Source organism: Bacillus pretiosus, assembly GCF_052947655.1.
In genome coordinates, this window is the sequence record NZ_CM129593.1 from 3,335,772 (window position 1) to 3,348,880 (window position 13,109).

The 13,109-nt window shown below is 33.0% G+C and carries 10 protein-coding genes and 2 pseudogenes; 5 read left to right on the forward strand and 7 right to left on the reverse strand.

The features are described 5' to 3' along the window. Positions 1-12: 12 nt before the first annotated feature. The 4 genes and pseudogenes from ACU8YW_RS17120 to ACU8YW_RS17135 all read right to left on the reverse strand — a co-directional run bounded on the left by ACU8YW_RS17120 (position 13) and on the right by ACU8YW_RS17135 (position 4,749). Positions 13-834, reverse strand: a complete 822-nt coding sequence (locus tag ACU8YW_RS17120) for a MerR family transcriptional regulator (protein WP_426934038.1) — start codon at positions 832-834, stop codon at positions 13-15. A 38-nt stretch (positions 835-872) separates the two neighbouring features. Beyond that, positions 873-1,850 carry an agmatine deiminase family protein gene (locus ACU8YW_RS17125; protein WP_088609607.1) on the reverse strand — a complete coding sequence of 326 codons (978 nt, stop codon included), beginning with the start codon at positions 1,848-1,850 and terminating at the stop codon, positions 873-875. A 381-nt stretch (positions 1,851-2,231) separates the two neighbouring features. Beyond that, positions 2,232-3,383, reverse strand: a pseudogene (locus ACU8YW_RS17130) (agmatine deiminase family protein); the annotation flags it as partial. Between the two features lie 238 nt (positions 3,384-3,621). After that, positions 3,622-4,749: a serine hydrolase domain-containing protein gene (locus tag ACU8YW_RS17135; protein WP_088064124.1), complete on the reverse strand. Its 1,128-nt coding sequence runs from the start codon at positions 4,747-4,749 to the stop codon at positions 3,622-3,624. Between the two features lie 262 nt (positions 4,750-5,011). On the opposite strand from ACU8YW_RS17135, the pseudogene ACU8YW_RS17140 reads away from it, so the two are divergent. Next, positions 5,012-5,247 (forward strand): annotated as a pseudogene (locus ACU8YW_RS17140) (hypothetical protein). 90 nt (positions 5,248-5,337) lie between these two features. On the opposite strand, the gene ACU8YW_RS17145 reads toward ACU8YW_RS17140, so the two are convergent. Beyond that, positions 5,338-6,588, reverse strand: coding sequence for an MFS transporter (locus tag ACU8YW_RS17145; RefSeq protein ID WP_426934039.1), 1,251 nt, complete (start codon positions 6,586-6,588; stop codon positions 5,338-5,340). An 85-nt stretch (positions 6,589-6,673) separates the two neighbouring features. Here ACU8YW_RS17145 and ACU8YW_RS17150 point away from each other — a divergent pair, with 85 nt between their 5' ends. Both ACU8YW_RS17150 and ACU8YW_RS17155 read left to right on the forward strand, forming a co-directional pair. After that, a complete protein-coding gene (locus tag ACU8YW_RS17150) occupies positions 6,674-7,516 on the forward strand; it encodes a LysR family transcriptional regulator (RefSeq protein WP_426934040.1) in 843 nt (280 codons plus the stop codon). A 2-nt stretch (positions 7,517-7,518) separates the two neighbouring features. Continuing rightward, on the forward strand, positions 7,519-8,028 hold the full coding sequence (locus tag ACU8YW_RS17155; protein WP_088609605.1) for a DUF3916 domain-containing protein: 510 nt from the start codon (positions 7,519-7,521) through the stop codon (positions 8,026-8,028). 226 nt (positions 8,029-8,254) lie between these two features. Here ACU8YW_RS17155 and ACU8YW_RS17160 read toward each other — a convergent pair whose 3' ends face one another. Continuing rightward, the gene (locus ACU8YW_RS17160) at positions 8,255-9,199 is read right to left on the reverse strand and encodes a glycerophosphodiester phosphodiesterase (protein WP_088610275.1); all 945 of its coding nucleotides are present in this window, start codon (positions 9,197-9,199) and stop codon (positions 8,255-8,257) included. 381 nt (positions 9,200-9,580) lie between these two features. Then, positions 9,581-11,200, reverse strand: a complete 1,620-nt coding sequence (locus ACU8YW_RS17165; RefSeq protein WP_088610276.1) for an FAD-dependent oxidoreductase — start codon at positions 11,198-11,200, stop codon at positions 9,581-9,583. Positions 11,201-11,672: 472 nt separating this feature from the next. On the opposite strand from ACU8YW_RS17165, the gene ACU8YW_RS17170 reads away from it, so the two are divergent. Both ACU8YW_RS17170 and ACU8YW_RS17175 read left to right on the forward strand, forming a co-directional pair. Next, positions 11,673-12,017 carry an ArsR/SmtB family transcription factor gene (locus tag ACU8YW_RS17170; protein WP_088610277.1) on the forward strand — a complete coding sequence of 115 codons (345 nt, stop codon included), beginning with the start codon at positions 11,673-11,675 and terminating at the stop codon, positions 12,015-12,017. An 18-nt stretch (positions 12,018-12,035) separates the two neighbouring features. Further along, a complete protein-coding gene (locus ACU8YW_RS17175; protein ID WP_426934041.1) occupies positions 12,036-13,034 on the forward strand; it encodes an NADP-dependent oxidoreductase in 999 nt (332 codons plus the stop codon). Positions 13,035-13,109 lie beyond the last annotated feature (75 nt).

A 13,109-nucleotide genomic window follows, 5' to 3' on the forward strand; every position in this document is an offset into this window, starting at 1 on the left:
GATACTTTATCCTCAGTCTATTTTCATAACTAAAAAACAAATTTGTGTCACATACTCCTCTACTAAACAATCACATTCAGGTCCCTTTATGTAGACCTCATATGGTGAACCATCTATTACATAACCATTTCTTTCAATCCATTTTTCTAACGCAATATAAGCGTAGCCTATATAGTCATAACTTCCATAATGCATAGTAGTAACGACTTGATGTGGATTTAATTTTTTTATTTCATATTCTTGTACTACATCTTTATTGTTCTCATGAATGACCGGAATCCTTAATTCAACATCACTTTCATTTGGGATATACTCTTCATCATAAAAGACCGTAGAGGGCGAACCAACTATTGGTAAGTTATGCTTTTGTACTTTTTCATATAAGTCATAAAAATAATCATCCATATCATCTATATTTATTTGCAGTCTTTGAGCAATTACTGTTATTTCATTTCTCATTCCAATAAATATATCGTAATTTCTATGACAAGCAGTATTTAAAGCATGATTCATATTTACCATTTCATTCATTTCTGAAATAACCTGTAAATTTTGTTTTACCTCATGAGATAACTCTATAATTTGTGCTTGCATGTGTTTAATAAATGAATCTTGATCTGACGACTGAAGAATAATTTTAATTTTCGGTAGCGGGAACTTATACTCCCTTAACTTTTTTATTTTCAACGCTATTTCTAACTGCCCTTGCTCATAATATCTATACCCATTTTCAGGGTTCACATATGTTGGTTTTAATATATCCTCTTTGTCATAATGCCTTAGCATCCGTGTACTCATTTTACAAATCCGCGAAAACTCAGTAATTGTATACATATACTTACCCCTTGAATACATTTTCTTATACGCTTATTTTAAAACCAATCAAAAATCTCCCTAACTGAAAATTCTTCATTCTGATTGTGCAATCTTTTCATTTTTGAAGGTAACAAATGATCAGGACAATACCACGTTAAACAATTTATTGCGCCTCCCATTGTTGATATTTCTCCTACATGAATTTGAATAGCTTGTTTCTCCGTATGTTGTTGAATATATTGTAAAACTTCCCGATCTTTAGGTAGTCCAAACTTAGGAACGTAAATCGCATCACATGTTTCTAACATATTTATATACAACCCTTTTGCCGATGCTATTTCTTGATCATATTGTCCTTTTTCTGTATATGATGATGGAACAACTATAAATTCAGCTTCTGGCATTTGCTCTTGAATAATTTCTTGAACATTATATCTAAATTCATGATCCCCTAAAAAATCACTAATAAACATCGTATGTTCATCAATAAATTTAACCATTCCGTCTGCATGTGCAAGTACGTCCCCTTCTTCAACAGGAATAATAATAACGCGGCTCACATCCAAATCCCATTCCAGTTGCTCTATAATTTCTTCTTCCGTCCAATCATCATTATCATCAAATATGCGTTCCGTTAATATAACAGTATCTTTTTTATTCCAAATAAGATTTCCACCGTCTAATATCAATGGAGACTTCACATATTCAAAATCGTTCTTTTTTAACCATTTATTAAATTGTTGATCTAAATATCTCCATTGATCTTTCGGTAAGTAATTTGGTTGATATTTAAATTTAACTAAATGATTTGTAACAACTGGTGCAACATCTCTTAGCCAAATATCATCATACTCAAAAAAGCTTGTATGAAAGTCTTGCTCTTCAATGGATAAAGAAACTAGTTGATCAGTAAATGATTTATTTTCATTTACGTATTCATTAAAATAAATCAGGTCTTCATAAAATGGACGATAATATGCATTTGATTTATCTGGTATTGCAGTAAAAATAATTCCATTATGTTTTTGTTCCATATTATTTACCTCGCTTTTTAATAATGGTTGAATAACTAATTTCACTATGCCAACTATTTCTCTTTTCATAACAATGTTCGAAACGTGCACATTTCATGAATGGATTATAGCACGGAGAAATATTATATATTTATATAAAAAATATATAGCCGTGGTTGAGCGAAAAATTGACTCTTGACAGGGTTTTAAAATACAATAATAAAAATTTATATGAAAGTATGAAATTTAATAATAGAATCATAAGCCCTATCATTAGGAAACTAGTTAATATTATTCCTTTCAATGCCCTTGCTCCTTTTTGCGAAAAATAAAACATGACAAAATAGATAAAGGTAACAATGTACCTATTTTGTCGGTAGGTTGCTGAATTTCAATCGATTCTTTCAATTGAATCGGTTGTTGCTGTGTAACACAATGAATCATGCCGCCATTTTTATAAAGCTCTCTCACATCAATACCAACTACTTTACGATCTGGATATAACTTCTGAATCGTATCGTTTGCGATTTTATCATTCGGATCATTATAATTAGGAACCAATACCACAGCATTCCCAATATAATAATTGATATACGAGCCTTTATCGAGAGCTTTTCCATTTTCTAAAGTAACTTTATCTTTACTAAGGGGTAAGTATTCATACTTATACTTCTGTCCTGAAGCATTTTTTGCATCTAACAATGTATCCATATCCTTGTTTGACAACCCCCATTCGGCTAGGTCATCTTCTTTCATCGTTACAATGGTAGATTTACCATGGAATTTAGCAAATCCATCGATATGAAAATCAGTAATATCTAAATTAGGTACTCCATCTAACCAAATAAAGTTTGATACTCCTAGGTCACTTATATATTTTTCAATTTCCTTTTCTGATAAATTTGGATTTCTATTTTTATTTGTTACTGCACTTCGAGTTAATAAAGCAGTCCCATTACTGTCTAATTCAATTGCGCCGCCTTCAAGGACAAAGTTCCCCCAATCAATCCTTTCAACCCCTAATTGTTTACTAACATTTTCACGTATACGAGCATCATTTTTATAAGGTGTTTTCTTTCCCCAACCATTAAATGCTGGATCTAATATTTTGAGATTTTTATTATTGTCATAAACAAAAATCGGTCCACTATCTCTTGCCCATACATCATCAGTAGGAGCGATAAAGAAATCAATTTTATCCATATTCAGTCCTTTATCTATTAAAAGATTATTGATGCGCTCTTTCTCTTCCTCATCGTATGCAACAATATGAACTTTTTCACCCTCAGTTAAAGCGCTTGCCATCTTAACCCAAATCGGTTCAACTTCCTGCTTATATTCTTGACCATATGTGTATTCATGAGGCCATTGCAACCATGTACCTTCATGCTTATCTTTTTCATCTGGCATCGTATATTTCCCAACTTTTTTCTGTACCTCTACTTTTCCATTCTCTTTCCCTTTTACATTTTCTTTACCACCTTCAAAAGAACAACCACTAATAATCGTTGTAGATAATGCAGCTATTAAACAAAACTTTACTACTTTTTTCACCTTTTCATCCTCCTGTTCTTACCTCCAATAATGTAAAGCTTCACATAGTGTGAAGCTCAAGCTTTTTCATCAATGTAAAAATTACCAATTATCCTTTACATTCATATCATTTAACTACCTATATAGATTTATTCAAATATCAACCACCTTTCTCACCTACTTAGTCAGCAAATAGAACATGACTAAATAAAAAAAATCGGTATTGATAATTACATATCAATACCGACTTTTAAAATTATTATTTTCCTTCTATTAAATCATTCGCCATTTTCCTAAACTCCTGATTAAACGAATCATTCATACCATTTTGTACGTTAGAGAATAATATTACAAACGTTCGTTTATCCCGGTTAAAATTATTAAATGTATTCCAACCAGCTAATACACCATGATTATGATAATAATCTGGATTAGTATAGAAACTAAACCCATATTTTCTTACAGATGATGCAGTAAACATATCTGATACACTTTGTTTAGAAATCAACTTTCCATCCATAATAGCCTCATCTAATCTTTTCATATCTTCAATAGTCGTATACATTTCACCACACCCATACAGCCAATTCATTTTTAACCGAGGCGCAGCTATTAACTCGTTATCTTTTTTCGTATAACCTTCTGCTAAAAAAATATCTTCAGGGAGAGTTGCACCCATTCCAGATTCATGCATTTCAACAGGCGTAAAAATATTTTCTTTCACATATTCAGCGAGCGGTTTATTCGATATCTTTTCTACAATATACGCAAGCACCATATAATTATAATCTGTATATTTCCAACCAGTCCCTGCAGGAAATTGCAATTTTTGTGCACCAATCCACGTTACTAACTTTAATCGTGACGCCGCATCAACCCTACCTTGTCCCTGATCTGGCAACCCAGACGTATGGGTTAACAAATTTCGTAACGTAATGTTTTTATCTGCCGGAAATGATGGAATATACTTATTTACATTGTCTTCAATATTTAATTTCCCTTTTTCTTTTAGCTGCATAATAGATATTGCAACGACTGTTTTCGTAATAGAACCAATGCGATATTTCGTTCTTGGCGTTGTTACTACTTTATCTTTCACATTCGCATACCCATAACCTTTGCGTAAAATTACATGATCTTTACTAGCTACAAGAACACTCCCATTAAATCCTTTATCTTTTAAATATTGATCTAGTTTTCCAGCTGCAACTTCATAGCGCTTTTTCTCATTCGCATCAACTTCTTGCATATCGCCCTTTTTCTTACTATTTACATTAGAAAATGCCTTTATATCATATTTCTTACCTTTATTTGCATGTATTAGTGTAACGACACTCCCACAAAAAATAGCAAAAATAAAGAAAACAATTAACCATTTCTTTAGCATAATAGGAACCCTCTTTTATCTAGTTTCACTTAACATGCATCCATTCTATTCTATATCTTTTAATTTTCAAATATTTCATAATATTATCTATCTATTATTCACCTATTTAAACTAGATTCCTTTTTCTCATATTCAGTTTTTGGCTACTCTCTATTGTATTTCTTTCTTGCAAAATTTCCACCTTACAATCGGATACACCCTACTATAATTTCAACAGCTTATGTAACATTTGTTACACATAATAAGAAATGGAGTTGTTACGATGAAAAATACCGATAAACACAATCGTTTAAATGATATGATGTTCCATTACAGAGTAACAAAAAATAACATATTTTTAATTGAATATTACGGAAAATAAATTAAAATATTAAAAGGAAATGATGCTGAAAAATTTTTAAACAAAATAAATCATGCACATAACATAACGATACAGAAAAACAACTCATTATGGCTAAAGTAACAGGTAATTTCAAAAGAGGCAATGAACGTCATTGAAAACGAATCTCATTTATTTTTTGATTATACAACATATAAAATAGAAATGTCGCACATTCGGCATTTCTTTAGAATTTCTTCATATAAAATTTACATTACTAACTTTCTTTTATTTTTGCTTTTACTATATAAACTCACTGCCGAAATACTTAGTAATACCACTATACACAACCACGCACACGTATACCCTTTCTCATCGACAATATACCCAAATAAAACAGGTGCAACAATAATAGCAATTTGATTGAATGTCAGCGCCAAACTAACTGTTATTCCAACAGATTCTTCACTTGCCAATTCAGCAACTTCGACGATAAAAAGACTAAACCAACCAATTGAAAAGAAGCCTAACAATGCGCTGACACCATACAATACTCCACTCGTTACTGTATGTATGCTCATTACTAACAATAGAATCAAACCGATAGAAGCACAGACAGTTATAAATAAAGGTATGCGCCGATTCCCCTTATAAAACACATCACTAATAGCTGCTAATGTAACACGGCCAATCATTCCAGAAAAGAACATAACTGAAAATACTGTTCCGGCTACAATAGATGTAATGGATTGTTCCCTTACTAAAAATTTCATAAAGTGTCCAACTAACACCATTTGTAATGAAATCATGCAAATACCTGTTATATAAATTGGATACAACTCTTTTTTACATATCACTACTTTTAGCTGCATCCATAAAGAATTTTTAATATATTCTTTCCTTACATCCTCTTGGACATATGGCTCTTTATAAAACATAAAAAATAATAAACCTCCAATTATACAAATGCATGCCATACTATTTATCGCATAAGTCACATTATATTGTATTGTAAGAAACGGGATTAAAACTCCCGCTAACGCGCCACCAATCGGTATACCAGCTTGCCTTATTCCCATCGCTAATCCACGATTTTCTTTTGGAAACCATTTTAAAATCACTTTACTTCCTCCTGGCTGGGAAACACTATAAAACATTCCTACTAATAAAAGTACAAATAACAGTCCATTAAATCCATTTACTATATTAGTTAGTAAAAGCGAACCTCCTAGCAAAAATGAACTTATAGAAATTAACAACTTTTCATCATATTGATCAAGTAGCCGCCCAACAAAAAGCATACAAAATAATGGTCCAACATTTACAAAACTTACTAACAATCCACTCTCCATATTCGTAAGCGCATATTCTTCTTTCCAAAATAACGCCAAAACTCCAACACCATACGTTATAAGCGTCGCTGTTGTTTGAGCAATCGTCGCAACAATTAACATCATCCACTTATAAGTACTTTTCATCCTTTCTTCGATTAACATAATCATCCCTCCCCCCCCTTCCATTGTATGAAAGTTCTGATATCATATAAAATAAATATTCATCATATAATCCATCAAAAAAATTGATACCTTTTCGGAGGGATGATACGTGGACATAAAAGATTTAACTGTATTTTACGAAGTTGCGAAGGAACATAATATTTCTCACGCAGCTAAAAATTTGAACTATGTACAATCAGGCGTAACAATGCGTATGAAACAACTAGAAAATGAATTAGGTGTGCCTTTATTTTACCGTAACGGAAAAGGTGTAACTTTAACTTCTAACGGTGAGATTTTATTAACATACGCTAAACAAATTATCCACTTAATGGATCAATCTATAAAAGCGGTTCAAAGTAATGGAACTGAGCCAAAGGGCACGTTGAAAATCGGATGTACAGAATCTACAACTGCGGTAAGGCTTCCCTCAATATTAACGGCCTACTATGAGAAACACCCAAAAGTCGAATTGATTTTAGAAACAAATACGACCGAACAACTAATCAGGCTAGTGTTAGAAAGAAAACTAGACGGAGCGTTTATAGCTGGCTCTACTCAGCACGCTGAACTTCATACAAGTGTATTTCGTGAAGAAGAATTAGTTCTCATTAGTAAAAAACCTTTACCCTCTCTTACAGACATAGAAGATATGAATTTACTCGCTTTTAGTCAAGGTTGCTATTATAGAAGTTTATTAGAAGACTGGCTTCAAGAAGAAGGCATCTCGCCTAAACGAATATTAGAGTTCGGAACAATTGAAGCAATACTCGCCTGTGTAAAATCAAATATGGGCGTAGCAATTATGATGAAATCTATTTTAAATGGTCATGCACATAACTTATCATTCAACCCTTTACCAAATAGATTCAAAAAGGTTCCTACTACTTTTATTACTAGAAAAGATATATATCACTCAGCTGCATTACAAAAATTTATGGAGATGATTTAACAATGCGTGAAAAGAAAATACGTGGGGTGAAGCGTAAAACAAACACGATGATAAAGCGAATTGAAGAACATACAAAAACGTTCCCTTCTGCTTTCTATAACGATGAATATTGTTATATGCCTTTACCAGTTTCCCAAGCTTTTATCGATTCGTATAAAACACCTAGAAAAGTAAAACGATCGTGTATACAAACCTTATTAAATCAAGCAAACCATTTAATAAAAATAAAACCGAGCGATACACATACATATCGAGTTGTTGTTTTGATTTCTATAGAAAGTTTGTGGGATTCGCAAATTATTATATTTAAAAATGAGGGGTACTTTCATAATTTCTTTAATAGAAATAGTGAATTTCAAAAATGGATTCCTCTTTCAAATGAATCTGATTTTTGGAAGACATGGGGAATTTCAATTTGTCCTACTGTCCAAACATTGCACTTTCAAGAAGTCATTTATGATGAGGATACAATCGATGAAAAAGAGATTTGGTTTGTTGGAGAATTATCTTAAAAGGGGAACTTTACTTCTATCATCTAGCATAATAGAAAAGGTATACCAAAACTTCGGTATACCTTTTCTCCTATTTATCCCGATTTAATGGGCAGTAAGACCCACACCTCAAAATTCAGCGAAAGCAAAGAAGTTAGGTGGGGGTCGGGCTGCCCATTAAAGTCCGATTGGTTCAACTAATAATCAGTGGGGGATGAAGAAAACCCCCGCTGATTAAAGTTTCACTTTATTTTTCTTTTAACACACTATGTAATCGATCAGGATAATTTGTAAACATTCCTGTAGCACCCCATTTCATTAACAATCTCATATCTGGTTTTTCATTAATTGTATAAGGATGAATTAGCAGTCCATTTTTCCTAGCCATTTTCATATATGACTCATCAATAATTAGTTCTCCGTCATCATTACGTAAGTTCGGTCCAATACCAACTGCATACTTTTTGATTTCTTGAAAATCTTCATTTGTTACACTTTTCGGTTCATGTGTAATGCCAGACCATTCAACAATCTCATTGTTTTCATTTGGATAATACCAAAGCAGTTGAACTAACGGAATATTTTTATTCATACTATGAATCTTTGTTAAACTATCTTTACTAAATGATTGAATCATAACACGGCTAGAAGACATGTTTTGACCTACTAAATTATATTTTTTTAATAAAGCTAATAACTTCTCTTCCATTCCTGGATACACATCTGGTGATTTTGTTTCAATGTAATACTTCATGCTTCTTCCATACTTTTGGAAGATTTCTTCAAGAGTCGGAACTTTTTGACCAACATACTCTTGCTTAGCCTTTTCTGGATAAGCTTTATTGAACCAAGATCCTGCATCTAAGCTCTTTATTTCACTTAATGTTTTATCTCGTACTTCACCTGTACCATTTGTAGTGCGGTCAACTGCTGTATCATGCATTGCAATCAACTGGCCGTCCTTAGTTAACTGAATATCTAATTCCAAATAATCCGCTTTCATTTTTTTCACAAGATCATAAGAAGCAAAAGTATGCTCAGGTGCATGTCCACTTGCTCCACGATGTGCAATGTTTAAAAATTTATTCGTATTCCATTCATACTTCCCTTCTGATTTCGCATGAACAGCTCCCCCAGCAAAGATACTTCCCGTCATAAAGAAAATAACGAACGCGCTAATAATTTTTCTCATCCTTCTAACCCTTCCTACGTTGCAAATTTCAACAAGTTAATGAGATTTACACGATATAGAAGATATACTTTCATTATTTTTATAAGCTTATATGAAAATTCCAATCTTACAAATACAATTCCCCTATGTTATTACTATACTATTTATTTTCTATATCCCTCCTATTCACATGGAACTTCCTATTGATTACAGTTCACCAATAAAAAAAAGCCATAAATTATTTAGAGGACACTATTGTATCCCTAAATAAATTTATGGCTTATCTCAAATATCTCCGGCCTCGATTAACTTGTCGAAATTAATCATACCAAACCTATTAAAATTTGTGAATATTATTTTTTCAGTAAAATGAAGCATATAAGACAATACTTCCGCAGTTACTTAAAAATCACATAATAATTTATTCATTACCTCCTCCAGCATTACAGCTGGATTTACCACCGCTTTTTCCGAACGCCATCCAATAAATCCATCTGGTCTAATTAGTACAACTCCTTCATTCTCTATCCCATATAATTCACGAAAAACATTTTCTTGAGCAATAAAGTCTCCGTTTACCCCTACTCGATACATTTTAATAATTATTCCTAATTTAGATGAAACATCAAATACAGCTTCAGCCCAAGAACTATTTTCTACTTCAGTAAGTAATACAAAATTGTTACCGAATAAGTCTAATATAGAAACCTTCTCCCCTTCATACATTCCAAAAAAATGTGGTGCTCGCGTTCCAGGTCTTCCGTTCAACTCTACGATATCCATTCTATGTGGAGTAGCTGAGTCATCTACTATCGCCTCTGAACAATAGTGATACCCAACAGTTACAGCTAATCCATCCATATTATTCAAACTGCCTTCTTCTCTACTTGCAGCACGGAACAATAAACTACTCGCATACTCTGTCGTTAATTTTGCAACAGGATATCTCTCTTTATGATATGTTTCTAACAATTTTGGATCTGCTTTCCCTTTTATAACAGCCGCTAATTTCCAAGCTAAGTTATGCGCATCTTGTATGCCTGTATTTGAACCAAATCCTCCAGTTGGTGGCATAATATGTGCAGAATCACCAACTAAAAAAATGCGATTATCTTGAAATTTTGTAGCAGTACTTTCAGTCGCTTCCCACGGTAAAACACTTACTATTTCTGGTTCAACATTTGTGCTTCCAATTGCAGTTTGCATAATTTGTTTACAACGTCCTATAGTGAAATCCTCTGGTCGCTCTCCTTTTAATGGATCGTAGGATACATGGTAAATCCATCTTCTTTCGTTATCAACTGGAATAAGCGCACCAAGAACTTCCGAATGAAGTACCATAGTAAAACCAAATGCATCTCCCTGTATAAACTCACTTAAATCCGCTTCAAAATAAATATTCATATAATAGCCACCGATTGTACCTCTTCCCTCGGTACGTATCCCTAGCTGCTCACGTATTTTACTTTTCGCTCCATCTGCTGCAATTACATAATCACAATGAATAATACTTTCTTCTTCCGTTTCACGATTCCGAATCGTTGCGATTACTCCATGCTCATTTTGTTCATAAGAAACTAATTCATGATAAAAAGATAATTCTCCGCCTAGTGTTCTCGCTTCTTGTAACATGATCTCTTCTAAAATAATTTGATAACAAGCCGTTTGTTTTGATGGACTAATCTCTTCTATTTTTTGAAGTAACTTTTCATCATTTCCATACTGAGTCGCCCGCATTTGTGCCAATTCTTCCTTATTCGCCTCAGCTATTGTATGAACTGCTATTCTTCCTCGGCAATTTTCTAATGCTTTACCCGCCGATCTAATTCTTTGTTCTAAACCCAATTCTCGAAATAACTCCATCGTACGAAAAGTGATTCCACCTGCTTTTGGATGAATTGCAGTAGACGGGTGCCTTTCAACCAGCGAATAATCAACGTTATGTTTTGCAAGGAATAGCGCAGATGCTAACCCTGATAATCCTCCTCCAATAATTAAAACTGGTACGTAATTCGATTTCATATATTTACCCTCCCATCATTGTTCTGAGCTCAGTGATATAAATATAATCAAAAAAACAACAAAGATATAGACTTATATTTCATTTTGAATTATCATATAGATAGATTACGCCCCAAATTACTTTTACTTTTTCATACATCTATAATCTGCTTGAATTATGCAGGTATGAAAGAGTACAACGAAACATTTCACTTTAGTAGACACTAACATAATAAAAACATGATAAGCGGTCGTAACCCTATAAGTTATTCAGGGTACGACCGCTTATTTTTTTTAAATCCTTATCCTTTCTCATCTGTAAACAACATATCATTAAAGCCTTTTCTATCCCCTACCATTTTCAACTCATAAAATTCCATTCGTCTCGATTTTCTTTCCCAATATTGCAGCTCATTCAACAATGATGTAGCATTACCGTATTGATGTAATGGTTCATCATTTTAAACCTTTCGACTAATTACCAGGAGGTAAAGTGATTGAAATGAATAAACAAGAACAATTAAATGTTATAAAAAAAGATTTTATTGATTCCCAAAAAGTATTATTGGCAATTGGCGATGAAACACGTCAAGCTATTTTGTTAGTTCTCATGGAAACGGAATGTCAAACCGGATTACGTGTAGGAGAAATTACGAAACAAACACACCTTTCTCGTCCAGCGGTATCACATCACCTAAGGATTTTACGAGAAGCCGGTATTATTTTAATGCGAAAAGAAGGTACAAAAAACTTTTATTATATTGATATACGTACAAAATTAGGCTTATTAAAAAATCTTGTATTAGATATTGAAAAGCTATTGCACAACTTTTATTGAGATTTGGAGGTATAAGAAATGAAAGCAATGATAATTGATAAGTACGGGAAAGTTCCAATGCGTATGGCAGAGGTACCTACTCCTGAAATAAACGAGTATGAAGTGCTCGCAGAAATTCATGCAGCTAGTATTAACCCCATTGACTTTAAAATACGCGATGGAAAAGTAAAGATGTTACTTAAATATGAAATGCCCCTAATCCTTGGTAATGATTTTTCCGGTGTTATTGTAAAGGTTGGATCAAAAGTGACTCGTTTTGAAGTCGGCGATGAAATATATGCACGTCCAAGAAAAAATAAGATCGGTACTTTCGCGGAATATATAGCCGTTCATGAAGATGATATAGCTTTAAAACCAAAAAATTTAAGTTTCGAGGAAGCGGCGTCGATTCCACTCGTTGGCTTAACATCCTATCAAGCACTACATGACATTATGCATTTACAAAAAGGACAAAAAATATTAATTCACGCTGGGTCTGGTGGTGTTGGTACTTTCGCAATTCAGTTAGCAAAAATAATGGGCGCTACCGTTACAACAACTGCTAGTGAAGCTGGTTCCGATTTAGTAAAGTCTCTTGGCGCAGATGAGATTATTGATTACAAAACAGAAAAATTTGAAGAAATACTAAAAGATTATGATGCAGTATTTGATACAATCGGCGGTACAACACTTGAAAAATCATTTGATATTATAAAAAGCGGCGGCAACATTGTTTCCGTTTCAGGAATGCCAAATGCTCGTTTCGGTAAAGAATTTGGTTCCGGATTTTTTAAAACGCTCTTATTTTCATTAGCAAGTAGAAAACTTACTGCACTTGAAAAGAAGCATAATGCGCAATATTCATTTTTATTTATGAAGCCAAGCGGAGATCAATTACGTACTATCGCAAAATATATTGAAGCTGGTGAAATCAAACCGGTAATCGATCGAGTTTTCCCTTTTGAAGATGCTCAAAAAGCAATGGAATATTCAGAGGCTGGAAGAGCAAAAGGAAAAATAATTGTAAAAATTAAGTAATCATAAAAACTCCATTAAAAAAATGGAGTTTTTATATTTACTGTTAAATAGACATAGTGCAGTGAAGTCCTTACA